Here is a 26,980-nt window from a genome sequence, read left to right on the forward strand (position 1 = left end):
GCATCCATAGTTCTTTCTAATTATCCAAAAAAAGGACTGCCAATTGACAGTCCTTCTTCTAAATTAACTTTTTCCGATTCCTAAAAATTAGCCGTCAAAGACAAAACAAAGTTTCTACCCGCTCCAGAAAGTCCAGAGCTATAAGTACGGTATCTTTGGTCAGTAATGTTTTCTAATCCACCACTTACAGAAAAATTCTCATGGAATTGATACATCGCTTTTAAGTTGAGGGTATACCAACTTGGAGCGTATGTATCTCCATTGGAATCAAGTGCATAGATGTCTGTCTTTCCTTGTTCACTTACCGATAAATCAGCATGTGATTTTTCTCCTTGGTAAATGGCATTTACTTCTAAACGCATCTTGCGGTAAGTATAACTCAATCGCGTTACTCCAAACCAAGGCGCAGCATGGCGTGAAGGACTTAAAGTTCCATCATCCATTTCTTCTTCTCCAACTTGATAGTTAAATTTGGAAGTCAACATAAAACCTTTGGAAAGATTAATGTCAACTCCAGCTTGAATTCCATATACATTTGCAGTTGCAGCGTTTTGGATGGCTTGAACTTGACTTAATGAACCATCATACATTATACTGTCCATTCCATTTAATTGAAAGTTACGACGTACGAGTGCATTTTCTAACAAGGTGTAATATCCTGTTAAATCCAGTTTCAAAAAGTTTCCAAACACACGTGTTACGCCAACATCCACATTGTAAGCATATTCAGCTTTTAAATTTGGATTTGGAATTACTACAGCTCCTGGTTCTGAATCAAAAATTTTCCCGATATCGTCCACATTCGGAGAACGGAAAGCAGTCGAAGCATTCATTCGAAGCGCAGTTTTAGAATTGATACTGTAGACAGCACCTAAACCTCCAGTTAAGGCTCCGCTGTTTAAATTGGCCTCCTCAAAAGGAAGTGCATAGAATGAATTATCAAATTCAGCATCCAACATGTAATGCGTATAGCGCAGACCTCCTTGAAGGGTTAACTTCTCAGTAATTTTGTGCTCATCATTAATGTAAGCGCCAAAGGATTGCCAATTGGATTGTGGATAACGGGCTGCGGTTGGATTCACTACATTCGTTGTGATGTTTTCACTGAAACCCGTTGAAACCACATCGTTAATGATGTATTCCAATCCATAAAACAGATTGTTTTTCGCTCCTAAACGTTTCGAAAAATCAAGGTTTGCTGAATATGCAGTTACCTCTTCTTCACGTGTTCGGCGGTTGTCATTATTAAACTTTCTGTCGATTCGACTTTCCACAAAATTTTGATGTGCAATTTTGATGCTCATTTGATCATAAATTACATTTGAAGAATAGTTGTTAATTGACAACTGATTCATCATCCATTTTTGTGGGCCGTAGTTCCATTCAGCAAATTTAGGAGCTCCATCTTTTAACTCTCCATGCCGATCATAGCGCCCGTAAGGACTGGTTTCAGAATAATGAAATCCATATTCGATGTCCCAGTTTTCATTCGGAGCATAACGTACTTTTTGCATCAAATTGATCTGATTGTAAGCAGTGGCCACTTGCAATAGTTCATCTTCTTGAGCAACTACAACATCGATACTGTCTATACGCTGAACATGATATGCTTTCAAGTAATCTTCTGGTCCATTACTTCCTTGTCGAAGATGGTCGTACTTACTTGCAGTAACACTGGTGAGAATGGCCCATTTTTTCCACCCAACATTGATGTCGAAATGACCGGTGTTTTCTTTGTTAGCAGTTGAGTACCGCATCAAGGCCTTCCCCTTCACCAAAGGTTTTTCGTCCTCTGAAAAAGCTGGTTTCATGGTCTGGAAACTCATTACACCACCTACTGCATCACTTCCGTAAATGGTAGAACTTGATCCAAACAAAACCTCAGCACTTTCCATGGCAAATGCATCTAAAGAAATCACGTTTTGAACGTTTCCTCCTCTAAAAATTGCTGTGTTCATTCGCACACCGTCAATGGTATACAGTAAACGGTTGGTTGAAAACCCTCTAATCATTGGGCTACCTCCACCTTGTTGACTTTTTTGAACAAAGACGTCTCCAGAAACAGCAAGTAAGTCTGCCGCGGTTTGCGGATTATGAAAAGCAATGTCCTTGGCTTTTAAACTGCTTACTTTATACGGAACATCAGAAGAAATTTGGCTCCATTTATTCGCTGAAATCACAACTTCTTTCATCATGAAAAAGCTTGGTTCCATTTCTACTTGAAAGTTTCGGGCCTCTAACTCTGAATAATCAAACTCTAGAGCTTCGTATCCATAAAGTCTAAATATAATGTCACTTAACCCTACAAATGGAGTAATGTCAACTTTCCCATTTGCATCAGTGATCAACATTTTTGTTGAACCTTTGCTTCCTACTTGAGCAAATTCAACAGGGTCTTTTGTTGTTTTATCAATGACGGTAAGTTCTTGTGCCATCGATAAAGAGATACTCAAAAGCATCCCAATTAATATGATTAATCTCATACAATATCTTTTTTATTAAAAAATAAGAATTTATTACGCTGTTTTTCTCTCCAAAGTTTTGAAGTGAAAAAGGCGTTTATTCATTTGAAATAACTAGGCTGCTTTTTGAGGAGGAGGAGATATTGGTTCTGTTTCTCTCGAGGTATAAATACCTATGTTTGCAACCAATGGCCTTATCTTTTCATTGTTTTGGAATGGTGGATTAATTCCTACAGCTAAGTGCTCAAAAAGCATAGATTTATTGACAAAAACGATGTAGTTTGTTTTGGATTGTTCTACCGGATTTTGATTAATTAAACCATTGGTGAGTCTTGCTAGCTTTTTATTGAGTTCAGTTTCCTCATGGTCCCACCAAAGATCATATTTCACAGAGTCTTTACTGTAGTATCGGGTTACGATATCGTACATTTCCCCTTGGTATTCAAATTCTTTGCTGTGAATCCAATTTAAAACCTTTGCGGTGTCTTCTAGAGCGAAAGTAAATTGAATCAACTCGTCTTTGGGAATTCCCTCCATTAAACGGTGCTTGACAGACTTACGAACTGCGGCTTTTTCAAATTTCAACCATCCATATACTCCTATAAACGGCAGTGTAAGCGCGAGTATAAAAAGTAATGGAATGTGTTTTCTCATATCTACAAAGATAGTAGACAAAAAATTAAATCTACCATACAGGATAATCTAATCGGATATTTTGAACACGTGTTGTCGGGACTTGCTTACCATGCGACAATTTACCAACCTTATTGATTAGGTAATGTTGTAATTCCGAAAGCATAATTGTTCCATCATTGTTCAAATCTGCTGTTCTGTTGGTTAAACCGTTTAACAAACAATAGGTGAACAAACCATTTTTCCAATCTTCACCTTCCATGGCAAACTCAACTCCCCCAGCACTAGAAATAACAGTTGCACCAGTTCCTTTACGAATGTCAGCAAAGAGTAATCTGGCCATTTTCCCTGCAGATGCTTTGGTATCTGATCCTTCTCGTAGGTTTGGACCAACAGCTCTAAATGTTACATCTTCAAAGGCAAGGTCCTCTTCACTGTTGTCTGCCAACATTACTTCGTCTTCTGAAACCTCACCAGAGTGACAGGTGTCCATGAGTAACAATTTCTTTACAGCATCAATGCCTGAAAGTATATCTTCCAAATTAGCATAAGCAAGTCCTCTGTTACCAGGTTGTAAAAAGTTGATGTCATACGTTCCGTAGTAATATGCATATTCACTGTCTAACAATCCATGTCCAGCGATGTAAAATATGACTTGATCGTTACGGCCTGCTCCTTTTAAAAATGCTTTGAGTTGATCAAAGGCCTCTTTTTTTACTTCCTCATCGGTGAGCATATAAGTGTGGACTTCTCCATAAATTGAATTTTCAGCAGCGCCGTTGAACAGTTTATTCAGGTCTTTTGCGTCTTTTGCAGCATAATTTAAACTGAATCTACTGTCTTTATATTTAGACGTTCCAACCGTGATGAGGTATAAATTGGGTTGGTCAGACCTTAAGCAATTGACTGAAAAACTCTCTGCTAAACTTTCTTGATTCTTGCTGTCAATAGCGTAAACATTAATTTTGTTTATTCCTCCAATCAGTTCTAAATCGACTTCTCCTTCATAAGATTTCCCTGCAATAGATTGGATATGAATAGGTACATTGTTGATGGTTATTTTTAGTGTTTTTAATGGATGCGTACTTGCATTAGCGTTTATCTTTAGTTTAATTACACTTTCTTCTTGAGTATAGGGAAGAGCGGATTTGTTGAGGATTTTAAGTTGTGGTAATGCAGCAAAATCTGGGTTTTTAGTCCCTGTTAAATGCAGTTTCGCTAAACGCCTGTCATGGGCTTGTTTGTATAAATCAATATACTCTGCATCTGGGCATTTTAATGACTTTAACACAAGGTCTGGTCGATTATAATAAGCATCAAACTGCTCAAATGGGTAGGCATTTCTACCAATTCTGAATGAAACCAAATCAAATCCTTCTTTGTCTACTTTGTAGAAATTGTCTTCTGTTTTGATTAAGGTGTTCTCATCTTCACCAATGAAAGTGGCAAGTAGTTTTCCGGTTTTTGCATCAATGATTCTAAATTCCCCGTTTTTTAAAGCAATTCCAATGTAGTCCCTAAGTGATGCATCTACAGCATTAATTAGGCTAGATTGTACACTGAAGGTATTGATTTTATTGGTTTTTAAATCTTCAATATAACCTGTATTGTCTTTAAACCCGACCATGTAGTCTTGCGGTGTGCCTAAAGCACGAGGTTGACCTTCCATTTTTAGCTTTGTAGTTCCAAAAACAGTAAAGTTGTTGATGTCATAACCACGTACAGCATCATGACCGTTTAAATACACCACATTTCCATCCTTCGAATAGCTCACAAATGCATTTCCCCAAGCCCTATGAAGATTAGAACCATCTGTTTTAAACTCTGTTCCAAAGTTTTTATTCCAAACAAAAATTTGACCTCTACCTGTACAAACTACAAAATTATCTCCTTTTGGATGATAAGCTACAGAAATGGCATTGTTTAAAAATTCATGTGAAGCGTCTTCATTTTCTGTTTCTAATTTCTTGATGAGTTCTCCGGTGGTTAAATCAACAATGGATACCGCTTCATTTCCTGCACCTAAACAGATTAAATATTTCTCTTCTGGATCGGTGATGAAATCATTGATTCTTTCTTGTTGATGCATCGCGAAGTATTCATACTTTAAGCTTTTATCTTTTACACTGTAAATCCGCACTTCGTCCTTTTGTAGTTTAGTAATGAGGTAGTTTCCTTTTGAAGAAAACTTCACTAAAGTTGGCTCTTTTCTAAAGACTTGATTGACTGTTCTACGAACTGTTTTTTCTATTAATTTATCTTTGAAGTTGCCTTTACTAAAAGGATTAATGGCCTTGGCATCCTCACCTGTAATCAAGTCAATTTTTTGTTCTTTTTTAGGTTCTTGAAGCTCATAATCCATGATTTTTTCTGCAAAATCCATGTCCCACAAACCTAAAGTTGTTCCTTCTCCGATGATGGCTACCCAGTTCTTTTCTGGATGGAAAGAAAAACTTGTTACCGGATTTACAGAACCTTTTAATTCACTCATCAATCCTTTTCTTTGCACATCCCAAACTTTTATGCTGTGCTCATTGAAAATGTTTTTGTCGTTGAATCGCTTATAGCTAGATGAAGCCATAATACTTCCATCATGATTGAATTCTAAAACCTTGATTTCCTCTTTGGCAACGGTGTCAACAAGATGAGTAACAAGATTTCCTTCTAAGTTGTAAATCGATACTTGATTGCGTTCTGAAATGTATGCAACGAGCCCTTTTCCTGCGAATGGCTTGCCGTATTGTGTACCAAAACTAAAGCCTTTAAGGATTTTTATAGGTCCTGTTGCGCTGAGTTCACTCAACATTATTTCTGTTACAGAACCATTGGTGTTCACACTTAAGAGTAAATCTTTATCGAGGTCTATATCTATGTTCTGAAAATAGGTTCTGTTAAACGATTTCTGAAGAATGTCTTCAGGATTATCCCAGTCAATTATGCTGAGTTGCCCGCTTGTAGAACCAATATAAGCTTTGTTTCCAGCTGTTTCTCCGCAGGTGATGCTTCCCGAAATTGAATGTGTTTTTATGTGTTTGAATTGGGCATCAAATAAACTTAATTTGTTTCCTAAAGAAATCAATATTTTATCATTGTGCAACAAAACCAAGTCACCAGTTTTTTCTAATGTTGTTGAATCAATAATACTCCATGTGTTTAAGTCCCATCGAATGACCTTGTTGTCCTTGTGTACACTTACTATTTGACTACCATCAGCATTGAATGCAAAGGCATTTACTCCTTCTTCATGGTCCTGTAGACTTCCGATTATTTTTTCAGAAGCCAAATGCCAAACATGAATACTGGGATCTTCTTTTGATATGTTGGCGATGTATTGTCCATCAGGACTGAATTTAAAATCTGTAATTTCCCCTCGTATCCTTTGCTGTGTAATTAATTCAGCTTGTTGTCCGAAAACAATAGTTGCACAAAAAATAAACGTTAGAAAGGTCATTATATGTCTCATAACAAATAGGTTTTAATCAAAGTTATTTATTTTTTTTAGAATTAAAGACTATCAACTAGGTGTTTATGTATTTATAATCATTGTAAACAAGTGGAAAACAGTAAATATTTTTCAAGTTTTATTCGAAATATTTATTTTAAAAAACAGTACATTTGGTTTGAATAAATGAAATAAAATTATGGGTAGAGCATTTGAGGTAAGAAGAGCTGCGAAAGAAAAAAGAAGTGGTAAAGTGTCTAAGCTTTTCCCTAAGTTGTTGAAAATAATAACAATGGCGGCAAAGGAAGGAGGTGAGGATCCTGATATGAACGCCTCGTTGAGGACAGCCATTCAAAATGCGAAATCACAGAATGTACCTAAAGACAATATTCAAAATGCAATAAAAAGAGCAACTTCAAAGGATGTTGAAAGCTATGAACTGGTCAATTATGAAGGTAAAGCCCCTCATGGAGTTTTGATTTTTGTTGAATGCGCAACCGATAATACAACGCGAACTGTGGCCAACGTAAAATCCTATTTCAATAAAGCAGGTGGTCAACTCGTACCTAATGGTTCTATCGAATTTATGTTTAACCGTAAAGCGGTGTTTGAAATTGAAGAAACAGAAGGTCTTGATATCGAAGAACTAGAACTTGAGTTGATTGATGCAGGTCTAGAAGAAATTGAACAAGAAGAAGACGGTATGATTATCATATATGGAGATTATACTAGCTTTGGTACGCTTCAAGAGGCTTTAGAAGAAAGAAAAATTGAAGTTTCAAAATCAAGTTTGAAGCGCTTTGCAACTGCTCCTATTCACCTTAATGAAGAACAAACTGAAGAAATCGAAAAGCTCCTCGATAAAATTGAAGAAGATGACGATATTCAACAAGTGTTTACTAATATTGAGTAGTTTGTAGACTTTTAGCAGTAGAGTTAATTAGATTTACTCAACAAATCAAAGGTGTATTGTTAGCAACATTTTTATTGTGCTTTACTTGCTGTTTTATTGTGTTGTAAATTAGCCTTATGAATTTTGTTGATATTGTCATTATTGTTCCACTTTTGTACGCCGCTTGGGTTGGTTTTCGTAAGGGATTGATTGTTGAGGTCTTCACTCTTTTGGCCCTGTTGGTTGGAATCTATGCTGGAATTCATTTTTCTGATTGGACTTCTAATCTAATCAAAGAAAACATTGATATAGAAGGGAAGTACCTTCCTGTTGTTGCTTTTACTGTTACTTTTCTTGCAGTTGGAGCTATGGTTTACTTTGCAGGAAAAATGATTGAACGCATGTTGAAAGTAGTTAACCTTAGTCCTGTCAACAAAATTATGGGCTTGTTTTTCGGAGTGATAAAAATGGTCTACACCCTTTCAATTTTGATTATTTTGATTGAAACCTATGACGAAAGAGGGCATTTTATTCCTTTAGAGGTAAAAGAAGATTCCATTTTGTATCATCCCGTAAAAGTAACAGCTTCCGCTACCATCCCAGCCATTAAAGAAAGTTCTATTTGGTTAAAGAACAACGTGAATACCACAATTTTTGACGAATATGACGTTAGTATAGAAGATCTTCAAGAGTTGAAGAAAGCAGCTGATAGTCTTGGATATTCGCTCGAAGATTTAAAAGAACTAAAGCAACAACATGATTCATTAAAGGGGGTTGAACAGAACATTGAATAAAATAATCGAATACATATTTCTAATGGGCTTGATTTTTTCGAGCACAATTGGTTATGCCCAAAATAAAAAACCATTAATAGATCCACACGTTCGAAAAATGGGACCTTACTTTGGAATTCAACAGGGTGAATTTACAGTAGGTGAAATTGGAATGGAACTTCAATTTAAAGATATTCGATGGGTGAAAACAAAAACCAATTCATTTCATGCAGGACTAGAGTACAACATCCCCAACAATGTACTTGGACTGAATGCAGGATACTTTCACAAACCCAGCAGGGTCGACTTAACTTATGGTGTGGATGTGGCCTTACGCTCAAACTTCAATGAAGAACGGTACGGAATCTCTCCCGTTTTGGGCTATAAATTATTCGGCTTTCACTTACGTGTAGGCTACATGTTTTTAACGCCTTCAAAAACATTTACCGAAACCAATCAACTGTTTATTAATTTGAGGTTTATTCTGGTAAATAACCGAAAATTTGAATGGAATAAACGAAAGAATAAAAAATAGACTAATTGTCTTTGCTACTTTTCTTAATGCGTTCTATTTAACACTTTCTTTCAGAGCTAACCCATACAACCGTAAAATGTTATTGCTCCACTCCTCCATCACTATCTTGATTTAATACAATAAGAAAATTATCACCTTTCTTTTCTTCTATTTTAGATGGAAATTGAGCGAAGCAAGCCATAGACTCTAAAAACTCCATTAAACGTTCGGAAGGCGTTAAGGCTAAAAAGCGTTCTTCCTCTATTCTTTTGGACTCTTTTTTTGTGGTAAATGAAATTTTCATAACTTTAAATACACAAACTTTAAGATTAAAAAAAGAAACAATTTTACCTTGATTAATGAATATAAATTGGTAGCAGACTCCTATGAGTGTGCAGAATTGCAACATAAGGAAACCAAAGTTAAGGTTTCAGGTACCGATATATATATGACGGTGAGCAAATTTGTCCTGACCATTCCTTATAAAAATCACATTATTCGTATTGAAAATGAATATGGAGCCTCGAATCCCGGTAAGTTAGAAATGAAATTAAAAAAAGGTTTTCTTCCAAATTTTGAGGTTAGAAGCCAAAGTCATTTGAAGAATATTTTTCTAATAAAGAAAAAGAGGTTTGTAATTGATTGCAGTAACTTGCAATATAAGCTCTTGATTGAAGAGTGGATAGCCAACTCAGGTATGGAAACAATTGCTAAAGAAAATCTGTTTGAGCCTCACATTAGACTTGAAAAAAGAGATGGCTCACAGTCTATTGTTACAGAATACCATTTACAACTCAAAGATAAAATAGGAGGTTTAAAAGCCATGGTTCAGTTTTATAAAAACTGTGTGGATGGATTGTGATGTGAAATTCATTAACGGAAATTCAAACAAACTTTCTTAACTTTGAGCAAAGCCATTTTATGTCGCAATTCAAATTTATACATGCTGCTGACTTACATATTGAAAGCCCATACAAGGGGGTGAGTCAAATGAATGAATCCCTTGGAAAATCATTGGTTGAACATGGGGTGAAAGCCTATGATTCACTAATTCAAGCCGCACTAGACGAAGCTGTTGATTTTATGCTCATTGCTGGAGATAGCTTTGATAGTGAATCTGGAAGTTTAAGCGCACAATACCGATTTGTACGTGGGCTCGAACGATTAAATAAAGCGGCTATTCCCGTTTTTATTATTTGTGGTAATCATGATCCGCTGATGAGTTGGTCTAAGCATCTACAATTACCCGATAATGTTACCCTTTTCGCAGCCGATGAGGTACAACAACACACAGTAGTAAAAAACAATCATGCTTTGGCTGAAGTTTATGGTGTAAGTTTTGGCGAAAAAGAAGAATTCAATCCACTTGCAAAACAATTTAAAAGAAACGACAAGGCTTCATTTTCTATTGGGTTGTTGCATGGTACAATTGCGGGAAATAATGCGCATACACCATACTGTCCATTTGATTTGGATACCTTGCGTGCCTCAAATTTAGATTATTGGGCACTGGGCCATATTCATAAGAGAGAAGTCATCTCAGCACAACATCCTATGGTGGTTTATCCAGGTAATATTCAAGGTCGTCATTTTAATGAAACTGGAGAGAAAGGATGCTCGTTAGTTACTGTTGAACACGGAAAGGTAGTGAAACATGATTTTATTTCTCTTTCGGATGTTGTATATGATTACTATGATTTAGATGTTAGCGGAATGGAAGGAATAGGTGATTTTCAAAACGCCATTCATACACTCAAAACTGAATTAACTGCTTCAAATAAATCTTATTTGCTTCGTATTCGATTAAAAGGTAGAACCGGCCTGCATAATGTTTTCTCAAATTATGCTGAAATGGAAGCGCTCACCAATGAATTAAACGGTGAAAATGTCTACCACGATCGCTTTGTGTTTATTGATAAATTCATCAATGAAAGCCATCCTGAAATAGACCTCGAATCGAGAAAGCAATCTTCCGATTTTATCGCAGATTTACTTCAACGATATGAAGAACTGGAAGGGGACGAAAAAGCAGCAGAAAAATTACTTATCGACCTTTTGGATGAAATTTCAACTACCAAAGTCGGTCGTGAATTAAAGAACACAGATTTTGAAGAGGAAATTAAAGATGAGCTGCAACAGATTTTGACTACAGCAAAATGGAAATGCATTGATGGTCTAATAAAAAATGAACGATAATCATGAAGATAGATAAGTTACATATTGATGGGTTTGGTGTTTTTCATGATAAAAACATTCAAGGCTTTTCAAAAGGAATAAATGTTCTTTATGGTCCTAATGAAGCGGGGAAATCAACACTGTTGGACTTTATTCGTTTTACCTTGTTTGAATATCCTCGTTTCCAAAAAGACCGTCGTTCACCTTTGATGGGAGGAACGCATGGAGGCCGAATCTGGTTAAGCAACAGTACAGGAGAAGCACTTTCTGTGTATCGCCATGGGAATGCAAGAGGTTTTAAGTTAGAGTACAAAGGAGAAGTTTCAGAAAATCAGACATTGTATCAAAATTTAATTGGAAACGCTTCAATTGATCTATACAAGAACATTTATGCCATTACCCTTGATGAACTCACTGACGTCGAACAACTGAGTGAGTCAGGTATGGAAGACCGTATATTTAGTATGGGAATGGGACTTTCAGGAGTTGATTTTGGGGGTTTTGAAAAGTCTTTAATCAGTCACTCAGAAGAATATTTCAAATCAAGAGGGTTTGTTCAAGTTCTTCCTAAGTTGGTAAGTGAAATTGCTACAAAAGAAGAAGCAATCAACAAATTACGTAGCAAACTAGGTGAATACAACTTACTTTCTGATCAAAAAGAACAATTAGAAGAAGAGCTGAATAAACTGAAAGAGTTACGCACAAAATTGGGGCAGGAGAAGAATGATTTTTCAGATTTGGCAAAAGCTTATCCAGATTTTGTGAGGTATAAAGAGGCAGAAGCGAAAATCAATAAAATTGGTGCAATTGCTATTTACCCTGTTCAACAGCTAGAGAAGTATGAACAATTAAAGCGGAAAACTTCCTCAGAAGAAAATGAATTAATCGAATTAAATCAGAAAATTGAGCAGTTACAAGAAGAACTCTCTAATTTGAAATGGGATGAATCTCTTTCTGCTCAAGTAGGTTTGTTGGATTTCTTTAAGACGAATGTTAAACTCTATGATGAAGCCAAAAGCAAACGCAATCAAGAAAAAGAAAAGTTGGCCAAATCAAATCAGTTGATTGAGAGTGTTTTGAGTCGTTTAGGAGATGGACTCAATGCGCAACAGTTAATCGGATTAGAAGGGACTTTTGAGTTGCAGTCTAAAGCTACGCAAGTTGTTGAGGACCAGCAAAAAATAGATGGAAAGGTTGGAACTAAATCTGAAGTAGTCTCAAGACTAAAGCAAGAGATTTCCGAATTGGAAATGAAGAAGAAAAAGTTTGTTCAAGCCTTAAATGAACACTCAATTCAAGATGAAGAGCAAAAGGGAGGTGCATTTAAAAAGAAAGTTGCGCTAGACACTGCTTTTAAATCTGCATTAGAAATGAGCGGAAGGAGACCCCAAAACAACATTAAACTGGCATTGATTTTAGTTCTTGTTTTTGCGGTCGTAGGAGTAGGGTTGTTGTTTTTAAACCTTCTTTCTGGTGCAATCGTATTAGGAATAGCTTTGGTTGGGCTCTTCCTGGTGCTTGTGCAAAGAAACAACCTTCCTCTGGAAGAACTCAATGGTAAGAGTGCCAATGAAATCAATAAGGAGTTAACAGCTTTACAAGAAGCATTGACAACCTATGATCAGTATATTCAACAAATTGATGAAGTAAAGCATGAACTTCAATTAAAAGAGGATGAGCTTACAAAAACAACTTTGGAGTTAGAGCATTTCAATACGGATTCCTTGAACCTTCAAAAGGAATGGAAATCTTTACTTGAAGATCTAAACTTACCCACCTCAATTTTACCTGCTCGAATGAATGATTTTCTTTCTAATGTAGAAGAATTGAAAAGACAACATTCAAATAGCATGGAAGCCGAAGCGGCCATCCAGAACATTGAAAAATTGATTGCTGATTTTGAGCAGAAACTTGAGGGAATTGTTCCATTAGGTACAGCCTTAGACACTTCTTTTGTGTATTCTTTGATTTCAAAAATAGAAGAGAATGAAAAAGTGAACTCCGAGCGCAAACGCCACCTTGAAGGGTTGAGTTTATTGTCAAAACAAGTCGAACAAAAAAAGGATGACCTTGAAAGATTAAAACGTGATTTAACCGCACTTTTTCAAGCTGTAAAAGTAGAAGATGAGACTTCTTTTTACCAGGTTTTTGAACGTCAAGAAGTATTGAATAAAGCCAAGGAAGAAAAAGAAAACTCGGCCAATACCATTAAAACCCTCTGCGGTGCAGGTCAATTAGAATCAACACTCGCTAAATTGTCTGAGTATACTCCATCTGAGCTAAACGTCAAGAGAGACGAAACCGAATCTGAATATGAGGACGTCAAGAACCGTTACGATGAATTAAACAAAGACTTGGCAGCAACGAGTACAGAAATTCGACATATTTTAGAATTAGACGATATGTATGGATTTCAAAACGAAAAAGAAAGTTTACAAACACAGCTAAAAGAAGCCACCAAAGAGTGGTTGGCTACGCAATTGGCTTTAGAAGTGCTGAATCAGAGTAAACAAAAGTATGAAAAAGAGCGTCAACCAGAAGTGATTACACAAACCCGTGATTTCTTCAGGGCCATAACCGAAAACGCTTACGAAGATTTACGAATTTCTATAAGTGAAAAACACGTAGGCATTATTGATGCGGCTGGAAATTCAAAAACTGTTCAGGAATTGAGTCGAGGTACAAGAGAGCAACTTTTATTGGCCTTGAGATTGGGTTTAATCGAGGAATATGAAAAGAATGCTGAACCTTTGCCTGTAGCCTTTGATGACATCATGGTGAATTTTGATGCAGAAAGAACATCGAATTTGGCTGAAATCCTTACTGATTTTGCTAGTGAGCGACAAGTGCTGTATTTTACCTGTCATGAGCATACCAAAGACCTGTTTGAATCGCATGGAGCGAACATAATTACATGGTAATTGTGTATTGTTTTTCATGAGTATTAGGTGTTCATGAGTTTGATCATTCGGATCCTTTTCCTGATGTTTTAAAAGTAGGGCTGCATTTCTTTCGATATTGTATCTCTTAATTTTGTTAGTCTTTGTGCATATTCAGACAGTTTTTCTTGTCTTTCAGTCATGGGTGTCCAAGGCCGAACAGCTTGTGGGTTTCCATCTTGGTCTACGGAGACAAATACGATCACACAATGTGTTGTTTTTTGAAAGGAAGCATCAGCTAAGTTTTTTGAATAAACATCAACCGCAATGTGAATACTTGAATTTCCTGTATGAATCACATAAGCATCAACTTTTACAAGGTCTCCAATACTAACGGGCTTTAGAAAACGAATTCCTCCAACATAAACGGTTACACAATAGGTTCCTGACCATGTTCTAGCACAAGTATAAGCAGTTTGGTCGATCCACTTCATTACTGCGCCACCATGTACTTTGCCACCAAAGTTTACATCTGAAGGTTCACTGATAAATTGAAAGGTAACTTTATTGTCTTCCATAAGTGTTGATTTTCTACTAATTTAAGCATTTATTGGATAAAAAAAGGGAAGTCAATTGACTTCCCTTTTTAACATTTTATATGGTTTTAATTTATTCTTTCTTTCCACTAACCAACTGAACGAATCCGTGTCCTTCTGTTGATTGTTCTCCTGCTGTAGCAGTGAACTTGTAGAAATATGTTCCGTCTGTACATTCAGCACCATCATTGTTGATTTTACCGTTCCAACCGAAGTTTGGATCAGTACTTTCGAATACCACATTCCCCCAACGGTTAAGAATAACAAGCTCTATAGAGGTTGCGTTTTCAATATTCAAAGTAAATACGTCGTTATCATTATCTCCGTTTGGCGTAAATACGTTCACTGGTTCATATGTAATAGGATTAAACACTGTTACAGTTTGAGTAGCTTGATCCGTACAAGCCCCTTCAGTAAGTACCAAAGTAACAAGGTAAGTTCCTTCTTCAGTATAAACTGAAGATTGGTCACTTAAATCATTCACTGTGTTTCCACTTCCGTTTCCAAAGTCCCAATCGTATTGAGATGCTGGGTCAGATGTGTTGACAAAAGTAACTGCTAAAGGTGAAGGTCCTGTCATAGGATTTGCTGTAAACGAAGCCGTTGGTGGTGGGTTTTGCTCAAGGAAAATACTATCCTCTGCATAACAAACCGCATCTTGAACAGAGAAATAATACCATCCTGATGGTTTTTCAAGCCAAGCTGTTGAGTTGGTGTTGTTTGGACTGTTTGCACCTGGACCAGTCCACTCATAAGTTGGTGTTCCAGTAATTCCGCTTGGATAAGCAACCAAGTTACCATTGTCCATTCCACAATCAGCAGGGAATTGGACCAAAGAGTCTAAATTCAGTGTTTGATTGACGGTAAGAACTACAGTGTCTGGTCGTTCAATTCCACAAGCATCAGAAACGGTGACAATGTATTCAAAAGTACCATTTTGTAGCCCAGGGAAATAAGCTGTATCACCAACCTGACCATCAGGCCAAGTAAAAGTAAATGGAGCAACTGTTCCAGTAGCACTTGAAGTTAACATTACACTGTCTTCAAAACAAAAGATTGATTTATCGGGAGATATAACGTTGATTACTGTATCTAATACGTGTAATTGAACAATAGTATCATAGCTACATCCGAAATCATCAACAACATTAAATACGTAAGAGTAATCTCCAGGTCCATCAGGAGAAATAACAATTAATGTATCGTTTGTAGTATCAGATACAATTGTAGGGTGTTGTGACCAGTAAGCATCTGTAATAGTGTTTTGGTAATACTCATTGTCTGGGTATAAAGAAGGATCGAAGTAAATTCCCCATTGGAATATATACCCGTCATCTGAAGCCCAGTTGTCTTGAACGTGAAGTGTCCAGTCACCATTTAACGGACAACCTGCGAAGTCAGCAAAGGTTTGCTCTGGTGCATAAACTCCGTTTGGATTCATTGTATTTCCAGAAGTTGGTGCAGATGGCGGTGTAGGGATCGTATTGGTTTGGTATTCAGAAGCAAAGTCCCCCCAGTTATTGTTTACTGATGAGAAACAGTATTCATATCCATTACCTGGACCTGATCCTCCCGAATCCTCAGGCTCTCCTAAGAAAACACCTCCTCCACCAAATCCACCTGGTATATAACCACCAGAAGAATAAGAATTGAAAATCGTTATTTCAGTTCCATCAGGACATTCTAACCACATTTCCAAGTCACCTAAGAAACTGTGCTCCATATCAACACACATTTGAACGATGTCTCCTGCAGATTGAATTGTAGATCCTGGAGGAAATCCAGACATGTTAATAGAAGTTGTATATTCATTATTACTTCCATCGGGTAAGAAAGTTAATCCTGCGAACTCACCTCCTAACTGAAAACTACCTTGTGGTACATTTACCCCAACTGTATCTGAGGAAGTAACACCACCAAATAACTCAGTGTTTTGATTAAAACAAACGGTGTCCTCTAATGGCCCCGTACCTGTAAACAAAGGTGTTGTACTTGTTCTTATTTTAAATTTAATTGTTGCATTACTCGGGTAACTGTCTTCAATAGTTAGATTGACATAATAACCTCCTTGATTCGAGGGGTTAAACCACACACTATCATTGTCTGGACCTACTGATCCATCACTGAATTCCCAAAGATAAGTCACGTTATCTATATTTTGAGAATATCCAGATCCTGATGTTTCTAAAGAATACGGAAACAATGGCTTTGCAACTATTAGGACAGAGTCACCCTGACAAATGTCAACATATCCTGTGTCTAAAGGAAATATATCATTTCCAGCAGTTCCATTGATGAATGCTTCAACATGCATATCAATGTCTTGTGGTGGAGAGAAACATTGAACATTCGCTTCCCATCCAGTTCCGTTGTTGGCTCCATCTGAAACAAACACAAAAGTTAAACAACCAGAGGTGTTTGCCCAAGAAGCGGTATGAGCGAAACCTCCCGGAGCATTGGCATTGTTGTACGATCCTAATAATGGAGCCGTGGCATCTGGTCCATCATAAACATAAAGCATGTCACTTGAATGAACATCCCAAGTAAACCCTGGACTGTTAGCAAAAGAAGCTCTTATTTTTGGACCTGATGCTGAAAGATCAGGACATATTGTAAAGGTATGGTTTTGACCAGGTAAGTAATCTGCTCCTGCCCCACCATCGTCAAAAAAGTTGGCTACACTAGGATCGCTGTAGTTAGCACAATCTACGGGATTCCCAGGATTATGACTTGGCGAGGTAATGGTCAATTGCCCAAATGCTATCGAAGAGGACAATATGATTGTAAATAAACTGAGTAACTTTTTCATATTATCGAATTTGTGTAATTAAATTTTTAGGACGAATGATAACCATTTTATTGGTTCCTTTGAATTTATAATATTGGTATCTATTGATTAATTCAACTCCTAAGCTTATATATGTATGGTCTAAACTTGGATCTGCATCCAGTTCTCCATCAAAAACAAGGTCTTTTCCTTTTCCCTCTTGAATATCACCGATACTAATTCCAACTTCTAATGCATGAACAAGGATTTCATATTCCTCAGGGTTTTCCATTTGAATTGTAGTGAGTTCCTCCGATGTATACCTTTCAAGTAATCGTGCATCGTGTTTCTCTTGCGAATAGCTTATTGCAGCTAAAGAGAGGAAACATATTGTAATTATTTTCTTTATCATAATGACTTATTTTTTTTAAAGACGCTAAGTATAAGAAAATAGTTGCATTTAATTTGGACTATCATTGATTATTTGATGAAATACAGTAGGTGATTGAATAAAAAAGGAGGTCATTGACCTCCTTTCATTTAGTTGTTTTTTCTTACGATTTGGACCAGTGTTAAATCACCTTCTGTTCCTATTCATATGTGTTTATGTACTTTCAAATACTTATCTTCCGCCACTTGGATTTCTGATCTCACCGCCACTGTTCCTAGCAGGTTTTTCCCTTCTTGCTGGCACTTCTTGTGTGTCTGGCTTGTCTTTTATTATGGGCACTCTAGGTTTTTTCTGTACAGGCTTTGTTTGTACTAAGCAAGGACTAAGTGGTCTTGCTCTTCCTTTTCCAAACTTTGGAGGTCTTGGAGACTCAACACAGATTACCCATTGACCAACACTTCCTGGTTTATTGCGGCTAATGTCTACAGTAAGATTACCACCAAAATAATAATAGTTGTCTTTAACGATTGGGAATTCACTTCCGTTTACTGTTGCTAAACCATTTTCTTTTGCTTTGAAGTACAGCTCTTTTGCTGTTCCCTTGTAAACAAAGTTAGGGTTAGCAATTAAATTCGCTCTGGTATAACTTGCAGAAGAAGTGTTTAAACAGAAATCCGAATCTATGGTTCCTAGGTCGACCTTAGCGCCACAAGTTTCTGGAGCTTGAAAGTGAATGGTGAACTCTTTTTGTACACTTCCACAATCATTAGTCAACTCTATTATATAAGTGTTGCTCCCTTCCGTTAAGTCAAATTTTTGAGAGAAAGACTTTGTGGTGCTGTTGAACACGAAGCGGTCGTTTCTCTGTCCATTTACGTAAGCTTTAATTTCTTTCGCTGAACTAATGTTTTGAAGCAATCCAAGCGCTGTAAAACTCCCCTCAGTTACTGTAATTACATCAATAGCAGGAGACGTAAAAGTAAATGTTGGAAGGTCACATGGCCTAGGTTTTACTGTTTCTTCAAGGTTAGGACTTTCTTCAATTACCGGTCTTTTCATTTGCACTTTAGCAGTTGCTTGATCTGTACCGTATAGGTTTTCACCGATAACTTTAAAAGTATTTTCTCCTGAACGTAGTTTACTGTAATATTCAACATTTTTTGAAGTTGAATTAAAAGTATAATTCATTGGGTCAACAGTGCTTCCGTTGAAAAACAATTGGATATCACTTTTCCTTCTCACATTCTCAACTTTTGCAATCATTTTAAAGTTTGACGTATTCACTGTGTTTTGCCCTGCAGAAGGAGTGATAAATGAAACTACCGGTGGGTTTCCAGAAGGCTCAATGATTTTTCTGAAAATTATTTGAGTCTCATCAGTATCACTACCATACGTGTTTGATGCCTTCACATATACAATGTTGCTTAAAGAAGTCAAGCTTGCAGTAAACTGTACCGTCTTTGTAACATTGTTGTAGGTGAAATCATTGGTGTTGCTACCATTTACTTTCACTTCTATTTGTGACTTACTGTTCACGTTTTCAACTTTTGCCATTACACTAATGGTCGACTCAGTTGTTGTGTACGGATTTACGCTCGGACTCGTAATATTTACTTTTGGTGGAGTTCCAACACTTCCTGAGTCTGAAGCAACTCTTCTGTAAATGATCTGAACATGATCTTCATCACTTCCGTATGGATTGGTTGCTTTTATGCTCACACTGTTGTTTCCTGAAATTAATCCAGTTGTCAATTCCACACGTTTTGTTGTAGGGTTGAAATTAAAGTTAGAAGTTGCAACACCATTTACTTTAACAATAATTTGAGACTTGTGGTCAACATTATTTACACTTGCAGTGATATTTGCGGTTGATTCCGAGCTTGTAAATGGATTGATGGCTGGACTTAAAATATTAACAGTTGGAGGGTTTCCTCTCTTGTTGTAATTGATTTGAATATTGTCCATATCATTTCCATAGGCATTCGTAGCATTGATACTCACATTGTTGCTGCCAACATTTAAGTTCAGGTCTAGCTGAACAACTTTTGTTGCATTATTATAGGTGAAGTTATTTGTGGTTACACCATTCACCCATACTTCAACTTGATTTTTAGTTTCAATGTTTTCCACTTGTGCAATAACATAAGTAGAAGCAGACTCTGTTTCAAATGGATTTGTATTCGGAGATAAAATCATCACTTGTGGAGGTGTACCTACATCGTTGTTACCTCGGCGATAAATTATTTGTGTTTGGTCCATATCATTACCATATGGGTTTCTTGCACTTATTGCTATGGTGTTTGTTCCTGATAACAAGGCTGCATTTAACTGTACACGCTTTGTCGCAGTGTTGTAAGAGAAGTTTGAAGTACTTACCCCATTGATTTTTACATCAACTTGTGATTTCGTTGTTATGTGTTGAATTTTAGCCTCAACAAATTCTGTAGCCAATGTTGTTGTATATGGAGTTTGACTTGGAGTAACGATCTCAACCACTGGTGGATATCCAGTGTTGTCTGTTGCTTCTCGAGTATAAATAATTACTGTTTCATCAACGTCCATTCCAGCATTGTTTGTACCCACAATTTTTAAGGTGTTAACACCTGCTTTTAAAGTTAAGTTGGCATTAAAGTTAATGTTACCATTTGGTGTAAAACTGAAGTTTGTAAAAGGTGCCTCGTTGAAAGTTACCGTCAAATGGTTTCTAGCAACAACGTTTTCAATATCAGCTTTTACAATGTAGTTCAATTGATTTACAGTATGTGGTCTAACTGCAGGGTCAACAATGTTTACAACCGGAGGTAAAACTTCACCTTCTGCTTTTCTTTCGTAAATAATAACTACCTTGTCATCGTCGCTTCCATCAGGGTTAACACCTCTTAAGTAGAAAGTGTTTTCTCCAGGATCAAGGTTAACTCTACTTTCAAACACACGTGTCATAGGGTTGAAGATAAACGAACTGTGTACTTCACCGTTACGTGTAAAGCTTAAATTATTGGCGCTATTTACATACTGAACGTTTGCTCTAATGATAAAGTCAGGGCTATTTGTTCTGAAAGGAGAGCTGCCCGGATTGTTGAAAGTTACAATCGGTGGACGTTTACGCGTAGGCTCTTCTGGTGTGTTTTCAATAATTTGATCTGTAGGAGGGGTTGGAGGAATATACGCCTCTTTTCTTGGGCGATGATTATCGCTTTTATGAGATTTAAAATACCATTTAAGGTAAATACCAGAATAGTGGTAAATATCATTTTTAAATAAATTACTTGGTGCTCCATCTTGGTTGGTTGTTGTACCATCAAAGTAATCACTTAGAAAGAATGTAGATTTATGTTCTATACCTAAAGAAATTCGGCTATTAAAGTAGTAACCAATCCCAACTCCAAGGCTCGGCATAATGTTCGCTTCAAATCTTGTCTTTTCATAGGCATCACCATCGTCATTCTTGTCAAGTACTTCGTTATAGTCTTGGTTTATAATGTTTCCATTTGGACTTTGGTCGTAAGGATAGATGGTACCGGTTGAAGAAATACCAGTGTTTTTTAAAAGGTCTCCTTTAGTTCTAGTTCCTGTCACACCGATTCCAGCAAATATATATGGATCAAATCCTGTTCTTTCTTTAAACCTATTGGCATGAATAGCCAATTCTAAAGCCAAACGGTGTTGAGAGGCTTTAAAGTTTTGAACCGTATAACCTAAAGAGTCATAATGTGCATTTACAGCGAGGTTGTTTTGAATGGCATGTGTAGTGTCAGTATCTTGACCGTACCAATTTCCACCTAAGTACCTTAAACGGAGATCAAAAGAAACTGCATTACCATAATCTTGGTTGATAGAACCCCCAATTATGAAACCGGCTCCTAATGGAAAACGCTTTTTAACATTTTGAACATCTGAAGTGTGCCATGTTCTTCCGACATTTACCCCAAAAAATAATTTTGAAGTGTTATCGTAATCAAACCTTTGTGTGTTTCCTGTGAAAAAGAAACTCAATAAAACGAGTGTTAGTAATAATCTTTTCATAGCTGTAATTTTATACTCTAAGACAGAATTTGTGCCAAACTTAATTCTTCTTAATTTCTCACAAAAATAACTCAATATTACAGTCATTCAACTTTTTAGTAGATAATGACGATTTGTTTAAGACAAAAAAGACTTTTTTATGTTATTTGTTTCTCCCTGAGTAGCTTGATGGGGCTTTGTTCTTGTCGTTTTGGGTGAGGGGTAGCAGCGGCATCCTTTTTTGTAAAAAAAGATATAGCGTAAAACCCGACCCTGAGACACCATTAAAATTTGTTTAAAAGCGTCTTCAGGGACACCCCCAAATTTTATTTACTTAAATACTGTAGAATTATAACATAAATTAATTTTATCTTCGTTGTTAATATGTAAATGCAATAGACTGCCTTGATGCAAAAATTAAAACAGATTTTCTTTTTTCTGATCCTTACTAATGCTTTGTTGGTTCGAGGACAAGAGCCGTATAACAATTGCTCAAATGCGATTGAGATCTGTCCTAATACAACGTTTAGTCTGAATAATATTAATGCAAATGCAACGGTTTGTGCTAATTGTGAAGATGATTTTACTTTTTGTTTTTCTGGAGTGAATTCTATTTGGATGGAGTTTACTACTAATGATTTAGGAGGAAATGTTGCCCTTGACTTTAGTAATTTGGTTTTTGAAAACTTGGCGGGTCAAGGAAATGCTTTGCAAGCTGTGATAATAGAAGCTACAGTTCCATGCGTGTCTTCATCTTATAGTTTAATTTCTAATTGCGTAGCGAATGGTACGGGAAACTTTACTTTAAACGCCAATGGACTTGCACCAAATACTACATATTATGTGGTGGTTAATGGAGCGATGGGGGCTACTGATCCTGCAGAAGCAAGCTTTGATGTGTTTTTAAATGGGCCAGGTGTAGATCGTAACCCCAATTTTTCGATTGGAACAAATTCAACTACAATATGTACAGGAAACACAGTGGTGTTTAACGCCTACACACAGTTTTGTGATGATCAATCTGTGTTCAGTTGGTTTGTGAATGGTGTTTTAGTAGGACAAACTTTAGACTCCTCTTTTGTTTATTCTGGGCTTTCAAACAATGACGTGGTAACTGCCGAGGTGTCGTGCTTTACGCAGTGTAGAGACACCTTGCAAAGCAATAGCGTTACTTTTACCGTGATGGATTTTTTAGTTGATGCAGGTCCAGATTTCACTATTCAAAACGGTCAGAGTGTTCAACTACAAGGGCAAACAACCGAAACTGACATTACTTGGACACCTTCTTATAATATGAGTGATCCAAATGCGATTAGTCCTGTGGTTAATCCAAACGAAACAACCACTTATTTTTTAACTGTAGACAACGGCACTTGTTCTATTTCGGATGAAGTGACTGTGTTTGTAGAAGAGGGCTTAGAGATTCCCAATACTTTTTCTCCCAATGGAGATGGAATCAATGATACTTGGGATATTTTGGGGATTGAGAACTTTCCTGATTGTAGTATTCAAATCTTTACACGATGGGGACAGATTGTTTATCAGGCCACAGGTTATTCCAAGGAAAAACGTTGGGATGGTCGATCAAAGTCGGGGAAGGAATTGGCTTCAGGCGCCTATTATTATGTCATTAACTTACGTGATGATGCTTATGAACAACCGATAAAAGGGACAGTGTCATTAATCAGATGAGAAAAATTACAACGGTCATATTGCTCTTTTTATCCTTTTCAGGGTTAAGTCAACAAATTGCTCAATATTCGCAATGGTCATTCAACCAATTTGCGATCAATCCTGCATTGGCAGGAGTGAAAAGATGCTTGGACGTTAGAACAGCGGTTCGTGCTCAATGGGCAGGATTTGAAGGAGCTCCACAAAGTGGTTTATTTACGATTAATGCTCCGTTAAATAAAAAGAAAAAAAGGTATAATGATTCGTTCCATGGATTAGGAGGGAAAATCGAGCGTGATGTATTTGGTTCATTCAGCAATTTTTCCTTGAGTATGGCCTATGCCATTCACTTTCCGATAGGTAGGGACAATCGATTAAGTTTTGGAGCTTCTGCAGGGATTCAGCAGTTTGGATTTGACCATACGAAGGCGACAACGATTGAAGCAGATCCAGCAGTGGCTCAGTCGACCAACCAAATGCTTTTTCCACTTTTAGGATTGGGTGCATGGTATAATTCGAAGAACTATTATGTAGGAGCAGCCATTGATCAAATTGCGAAAAATAAATGGGAGGACGTAGGGTTTACGTCTCGATTTAGGTTGCATACCAAAATACAAGCGGGGACTAAATTTACTTTTGATAATGATAATTCAATCTTGCCAGGAATTTTATTCAGAATACCACCAGCAGGACCAATTAGTTTTGATGTAAATGCAATGTTCGACTTTAAGAATAAGTTTGTTTTGGGAATTGGTTACCGAAACGTAGATGCATTTATCGGCTTTTTTAAAGTCAACATAAAACAGTTCACCATAGGGTATAGTTTCGATTATGTGACATCTGCCCTACGTGGTGGAAACTTTCATACCCATGAAATTTCTTTGCAATTCAGCGGTTGCCGAAGAGGATCACGTTCTCAAACTTCTTGTCCACTCTTCGAGTAGTCTGTTTGTCAGTGAGTAAGGGAGTTTTTTTTGTGGGTGCATAACATTGACTATGCTGGCGTCTCTTATCTAAATCCATTCTAAATAGGGCTGAAATGTAATTAAAGTCAATCCAATCTTTATTTTTGCTTAATACAATTGAAATTTATAAAAAATTATGAGCAAATCTGGTTTATTTAAATCATCGATAGGTAGAAAATTAGCAATGGCTTTATCGGCCTTGTTTTTAATGATCTTCCTTTTACAGCATCTCTTTATTAACTTAACAGCGGTTTTTAGCGAAGATGCTTTTAATGAGTTATCTCATTTTATGGGCACAAATCCATTGGTACAATTTGTTGCTCAGCCAATCTTAATTTTCGCAGTGGTTTTTCACTTCGTGATGGGAATGTATCTCGAAATGAAGAATAGAGCAGCTCGCCCAATCGCTTACAAAAAAGTGAATGGAGCAGCCAACTCTACTTGGATGTCAAGAAACATGGCAATTTCAGGATTAGTAATCTTGGCTTTCTTGGTACTTCACTTTATTGATTTCTGGGTTCCAGAAATTAATCACAAGTACATTGCTATGGCTCCAGAAGACCCAACAAGGTATTACGGAGAGCTATTGCATAAATTTTCTAACCCTGCAAGAGTAGTAGCGTATATCGTTGCTTTTGGACTTTTAGCATTGCATTTACTCCATGGTTTTGGATCTGCATTTCAGTCAATGGGGCAAAACAACAAGTACATTGATGGCTTAAAGAAATTTGGAGTGTTTTATTCGATTGTAGTTCCTTTAGGATTTATCCTAATTGCGATTGCACTTTATGTAACAGGATTAAAATAGTAGGTTATGACAAAATTAGATTCAAAAATACCAAGTGGTGCTTTAAAAGATAAATGGACCAACTATAAGAATAATATTAATTTGGTAAACCCTGCAAATAAGCGTTTAATTGACGTGATTGTTGTAGGAACAGGATTAGCAGGAGGGTCTGCAGCTGCTACTTTAGCAGAGCTAGGGTATAACGTTAAGGCGTTTGCTTTCCAAGATTCACCAAGACGTGCGCATTCTATTGCAGCACAAGGGGGGATTAACGCAGCGAAAAATTATCAAGGAGATGGAGATTCAATCTATCGTTTGTTTTATGATACAGTTAAAGGAGGTGACTACCGAGCAAGAGAGGCCAACGTTTATCGTTTAGCTGAGGTTTCGGCAAACATCATTGACCAATGCGTGGCTCAAGGGGTTCCTTTTGCACGTGACTACGGAGGACTTTTAGATAACCGTTCATTTGGAGGAGTATTGGTCTCTCGAACTTTCTACGCAAAAGGTCAAACTGGTCAACAATTGTTGCTTGGAGCATATTCAGCAATGAATCGTCAAATTAGCCGTGGTAAAATCAAAATGTACAACCGTCACGAAATGATGGATGTTGTAATTGTTGATGGAAAAGCACGTGGAATTATAACACGTGATTTGGTTACAGGAAAGATTGAACGTCATGGAGCACACGCAGTGGTTGTTGGTTCAGGAGGATATGGAAACATATTCTTTTTATCAACAAACGCTATGGGAAGTAATGCTTCTGCAGCTTGGAAAATTCACAAGAAAGGAGCTTATTTTGCGAATCCATGTTTCACTCAAATTCACCCAACTTGTATTCCAGTTGCAGGTGAGTTACAAGCGAAATTAACCTTGATGTCGGAATCGTTAAGAAATGATGGTCGTATATGGGTTCCTAAAAACATGGACGATGTTAAGGCCATTCGAGCGGGGCAATTAAAACCGACTCAGATTCCAGAAGAAAACAGAGATTATTATTTAGAGCGTCGTTATCCTGCATTTGGTAACTTAGTACCACGTGACGTTGCTTCACGTGCAGCCAAAGAGCGTTGTGATGCTGGATATGGTGTTAATGCAACTGGACAAGCAGTATATTTAGATTTCGCATCAGCAATTGAACGTTATGGTAAAGAAACAGCACATGTTCAAGGTTTAGATGAAAACGATAAAGCACTTGTAACCAAATTAGGAAAGCAAGTTATCGAGAACAAATACGGTAACCTTTTCCAAATGTATGAGAAAATCGTTGATGAGAATCCATACGAAACACCAATGATGATTTACCCAGCAGTTCACTATACAATGGGTGGAATTTGGGTAGATTACAATCTAATGACAACCGTGCCTGGTTTGTATGCGATTGGAGAAGCAAACTTCTCAGATCACGGAGCAAACCGTTTAGGAGCTTCTGCATTGATGCAAGGATTGGCGGATGGATACTTCGTATTGCCTTATACAATTGGAGATTACTTAGCTGATGATATTCGTACTGGACCAATTTCTACCGATCACCCCGCTTTTGCTGAGGCAGAAAAAGAAGTAGTCGATCGCTTAGAACACTTCATCAATAACAAAGGAACCAAGTCTGTAGATACTTTCCATAGAAAACTTGGTCTTATCATGTGGAACAAGTGTGGTATGGCCCGTAACAAAGAAGGTTTGACTTCTGCAATTGAAGAAATAAAAGCGTTACGTGAGGAGTTTTGGAAAGAAGTGAGAGTTCCTGGAGGAATGAACGAATTCAACGATGAATTAGCAAAAGCAGGACGTGTAGCTGACTATTTGGAGCTTGCAGAGTTGTTCGCAAAAGATGCATTGCACAGAGAAGAATCTTGTGGAGGTCACTTCCGTGAAGAATCACAATCAGAAGAAGGTGAAGCAAAACGTGATGATGAAAACTTCAAGTATGCAGCAGTTTGGGAGTACACTGGGAATCCGGGAGAAGCTATTCTTCATAAAGAAGATCTAGTTTATGAGAACATTGAATTGAAAACTAGAAGCTATAAATAA

The 26,980-nt window shown here is 37.1% G+C and carries 18 protein-coding genes; 10 read left to right on the forward strand and 8 right to left on the reverse strand.

Translation table 11 applies throughout. The features are described 5' to 3' along the window. Nucleotides 1–80: 80 nt before the first annotated feature. The 3 genes from ACN0U3_RS02070 to ACN0U3_RS02080 all read right to left on the reverse strand — a co-directional run bounded on the left by ACN0U3_RS02070 (nucleotide 81) and on the right by ACN0U3_RS02080 (nucleotide 6,558). Nucleotides 81–2,483, reverse strand: a complete 2,403-nt coding sequence (locus tag ACN0U3_RS02070) for a TonB-dependent receptor domain-containing protein (protein ID WP_417264948.1) — start codon at nucleotides 2,481–2,483, stop codon at nucleotides 81–83. A 93-nt stretch (nucleotides 2,484–2,576) separates the two neighbouring features. Continuing rightward, a complete protein-coding gene (locus ACN0U3_RS02075) occupies nucleotides 2,577–3,116 on the reverse strand; it encodes a hypothetical protein (protein WP_417264949.1) in 540 nt (179 codons plus the stop codon). A gap of 31 nt (nucleotides 3,117–3,147) precedes the next feature. Further along, complete coding sequence (locus tag ACN0U3_RS02080; RefSeq protein WP_417264950.1) at nucleotides 3,148–6,558, reverse strand: caspase family protein; 3,411 nt, start codon at nucleotides 6,556–6,558, stop codon at nucleotides 3,148–3,150. 178 nt (nucleotides 6,559–6,736) lie between these two features. Here ACN0U3_RS02080 and ACN0U3_RS02085 point away from each other — a divergent pair, with 178 nt between their 5' ends. From ACN0U3_RS02085 to ACN0U3_RS02095, 3 genes are all read left to right on the forward strand, one after another. Further along, entirely contained in the window at nucleotides 6,737–7,450 is a 714-nt protein-coding gene (locus ACN0U3_RS02085) for a YebC/PmpR family DNA-binding transcriptional regulator (RefSeq protein ID WP_417264951.1), read from the forward strand. Between the two features lie 116 nt (nucleotides 7,451–7,566). Beyond that, nucleotides 7,567–8,223 carry a CvpA family protein gene (locus ACN0U3_RS02090; protein WP_417264952.1) on the forward strand — a complete coding sequence of 219 codons (657 nt, stop codon included), beginning with the start codon at nucleotides 7,567–7,569 and terminating at the stop codon, nucleotides 8,221–8,223. Further along, nucleotides 8,216–8,737: a hypothetical protein gene (locus ACN0U3_RS02095; RefSeq protein WP_417264953.1), complete on the forward strand. Its 522-nt coding sequence runs from the start codon at nucleotides 8,216–8,218 to the stop codon at nucleotides 8,735–8,737. Before ACN0U3_RS02090 ends, ACN0U3_RS02095 begins: the two co-directional genes overlap by 8 nt. A 79-nt stretch (nucleotides 8,738–8,816) precedes the next feature. Here ACN0U3_RS02095 and ACN0U3_RS02100 read toward each other — a convergent pair whose 3' ends face one another. Continuing rightward, complete coding sequence (locus tag ACN0U3_RS02100) at nucleotides 8,817–9,020, reverse strand: hypothetical protein (protein WP_417264954.1); 204 nt, start codon at nucleotides 9,018–9,020, stop codon at nucleotides 8,817–8,819. Nucleotides 9,021–9,068: 48 nt separating this feature from the next. On the opposite strand from ACN0U3_RS02100, the gene ACN0U3_RS02105 reads away from it, so the two are divergent. Genes ACN0U3_RS02105 through ACN0U3_RS02115 form a run of 3 tightly spaced genes read left to right on the forward strand, consistent with a single transcriptional unit; the run spans nucleotide 9,069 to nucleotide 13,812 of the window. After that, the gene (locus tag ACN0U3_RS02105) at nucleotides 9,069–9,578 is read left to right on the forward strand and encodes a hypothetical protein (RefSeq protein ID WP_417264955.1); all 510 of its coding nucleotides are present in this window, start codon (nucleotides 9,069–9,071) and stop codon (nucleotides 9,576–9,578) included. Between the two features lie 59 nt (nucleotides 9,579–9,637). Further along, nucleotides 9,638–10,912 carry a metallophosphoesterase family protein gene (locus tag ACN0U3_RS02110; protein ID WP_417264956.1) on the forward strand — a complete coding sequence of 425 codons (1,275 nt, stop codon included), beginning with the start codon at nucleotides 9,638–9,640 and terminating at the stop codon, nucleotides 10,910–10,912. Between the two features lie 2 nt (nucleotides 10,913–10,914). After that, nucleotides 10,915–13,812 (forward strand): ATP-binding protein, encoded by a 2,898-nt coding sequence (locus ACN0U3_RS02115; RefSeq protein ID WP_417264957.1) that lies wholly within the window; start codon nucleotides 10,915–10,917, stop codon nucleotides 13,810–13,812. A gap of 68 nt (nucleotides 13,813–13,880) precedes the next feature. Here the strand turns inward: ACN0U3_RS02115 and ACN0U3_RS02120 are convergent, their stop codons facing one another. The 4 genes from ACN0U3_RS02120 to ACN0U3_RS02135 form a co-directional block, all read right to left on the reverse strand. Next, nucleotides 13,881–14,348: an acyl-CoA thioesterase gene (locus ACN0U3_RS02120; protein ID WP_417264958.1), complete on the reverse strand. Its 468-nt coding sequence runs from the start codon at nucleotides 14,346–14,348 to the stop codon at nucleotides 13,881–13,883. Nucleotides 14,349–14,439: 91 nt separating this feature from the next. Then, on the reverse strand, nucleotides 14,440–17,175 hold the full coding sequence (locus ACN0U3_RS02125; protein WP_299202201.1) for a gliding motility-associated C-terminal domain-containing protein: 2,736 nt from the start codon (nucleotides 17,173–17,175) through the stop codon (nucleotides 14,440–14,442). Nucleotide 17,176: 1 nt separating this feature from the next. Next, nucleotides 17,177–17,545 (reverse strand): hypothetical protein, encoded by a 369-nt coding sequence (locus ACN0U3_RS02130; protein ID WP_417264959.1) that lies wholly within the window; start codon nucleotides 17,543–17,545, stop codon nucleotides 17,177–17,179. Nucleotides 17,546–17,755: 210 nt separating this feature from the next. Beyond that, nucleotides 17,756–21,547, reverse strand: coding sequence for a hypothetical protein (locus ACN0U3_RS02135; protein WP_417264960.1), 3,792 nt, complete (start codon nucleotides 21,545–21,547; stop codon nucleotides 17,756–17,758). A 387-nt stretch (nucleotides 21,548–21,934) separates the two neighbouring features. On the opposite strand from ACN0U3_RS02135, the gene ACN0U3_RS02140 reads away from it, so the two are divergent. From ACN0U3_RS02140 to ACN0U3_RS02155, 4 genes are all read left to right on the forward strand, one after another. After that, nucleotides 21,935–23,218 (forward strand): gliding motility-associated C-terminal domain-containing protein, encoded by a 1,284-nt coding sequence (locus ACN0U3_RS02140; RefSeq protein WP_417264961.1) that lies wholly within the window; start codon nucleotides 21,935–21,937, stop codon nucleotides 23,216–23,218. Next, nucleotides 23,215–24,141 carry a type IX secretion system membrane protein PorP/SprF gene (locus ACN0U3_RS02145; RefSeq protein ID WP_417264962.1) on the forward strand — a complete coding sequence of 309 codons (927 nt, stop codon included), beginning with the start codon at nucleotides 23,215–23,217 and terminating at the stop codon, nucleotides 24,139–24,141. Before ACN0U3_RS02140 ends, ACN0U3_RS02145 begins: the two co-directional genes overlap by 4 nt. Before the next feature lie 157 nt (nucleotides 24,142–24,298). Next, nucleotides 24,299–24,970: a succinate dehydrogenase cytochrome b subunit gene (locus tag ACN0U3_RS02150; RefSeq protein ID WP_299202186.1), complete on the forward strand. Its 672-nt coding sequence runs from the start codon at nucleotides 24,299–24,301 to the stop codon at nucleotides 24,968–24,970. A gap of 6 nt (nucleotides 24,971–24,976) precedes the next feature. Further along, nucleotides 24,977–26,980 (forward strand): fumarate reductase/succinate dehydrogenase flavoprotein subunit, encoded by a 2,004-nt coding sequence (locus ACN0U3_RS02155; RefSeq protein ID WP_417264963.1) that lies wholly within the window; start codon nucleotides 24,977–24,979, stop codon nucleotides 26,978–26,980.

The organism is Brumimicrobium sp. (genome assembly GCF_048268645.1).
Classification (GTDB): Bacteria; Bacteroidota; Bacteroidia; order Flavobacteriales_D; family Crocinitomicaceae; genus Brumimicrobium; species Brumimicrobium ulvae.

Excerpts from the sequence above, each read along its gene's own strand:
- ACN0U3_RS02130 (WP_417264959.1), bottom strand. The coding sequence starts at position 17,545 with ATGATAAAGAAAATAATTACAATATGTTTCCTCTCTTTAGCTGCAATA.
- ACN0U3_RS02125 (WP_299202201.1), bottom strand. The coding sequence starts at position 17,175 with ATGAAAAAGTTACTCAGTTTATTTACAATCATATTGTCCTCTTCGATA.
- ACN0U3_RS02145 (WP_417264962.1), top strand. The coding sequence starts at position 23,215 with ATGAGAAAAATTACAACGGTCATATTGCTCTTTTTATCCTTTTCAGGG.
- ACN0U3_RS02140 (WP_417264961.1), top strand. The coding sequence starts at position 21,935 with ATGCAAAAATTAAAACAGATTTTCTTTTTTCTGATCCTTACTAATGCT.
- ACN0U3_RS02155 (WP_417264963.1), top strand. The coding sequence starts at position 24,977 with ATGACAAAATTAGATTCAAAAATACCAAGTGGTGCTTTAAAAGATAAA.
- ACN0U3_RS02150 (WP_299202186.1), top strand. The coding sequence starts at position 24,299 with ATGAGCAAATCTGGTTTATTTAAATCATCGATAGGTAGAAAATTAGCA.
- ACN0U3_RS02075 (WP_417264949.1), bottom strand. The coding sequence starts at position 3,116 with ATGAGAAAACACATTCCATTACTTTTTATACTCGCGCTTACACTGCCG.
- ACN0U3_RS02085 (WP_417264951.1), top strand. The coding sequence starts at position 6,737 with ATGGGTAGAGCATTTGAGGTAAGAAGAGCTGCGAAAGAAAAAAGAAGT.
- ACN0U3_RS02120 (WP_417264958.1), bottom strand. The coding sequence starts at position 14,348 with ATGGAAGACAATAAAGTTACCTTTCAATTTATCAGTGAACCTTCAGAT.
- ACN0U3_RS02070 (WP_417264948.1), bottom strand. The coding sequence starts at position 2,483 with ATGAGATTAATCATATTAATTGGGATGCTTTTGAGTATCTCTTTATCG.
- ACN0U3_RS02110 (WP_417264956.1), top strand. The coding sequence starts at position 9,638 with ATGTCGCAATTCAAATTTATACATGCTGCTGACTTACATATTGAAAGC.
- ACN0U3_RS02115 (WP_417264957.1), top strand. The coding sequence starts at position 10,915 with ATGAAGATAGATAAGTTACATATTGATGGGTTTGGTGTTTTTCATGAT.
- ACN0U3_RS02090 (WP_417264952.1), top strand. The coding sequence starts at position 7,567 with ATGAATTTTGTTGATATTGTCATTATTGTTCCACTTTTGTACGCCGCT.
- ACN0U3_RS02135 (WP_417264960.1), bottom strand. The coding sequence starts at position 21,547 with ATGAAAAGATTATTACTAACACTCGTTTTATTGAGTTTCTTTTTCACA.
- ACN0U3_RS02100 (WP_417264954.1), bottom strand. The coding sequence starts at position 9,020 with ATGAAAATTTCATTTACCACAAAAAAAGAGTCCAAAAGAATAGAGGAA.
- ACN0U3_RS02080 (WP_417264950.1), bottom strand. The coding sequence starts at position 6,558 with ATGAGACATATAATGACCTTTCTAACGTTTATTTTTTGTGCAACTATT.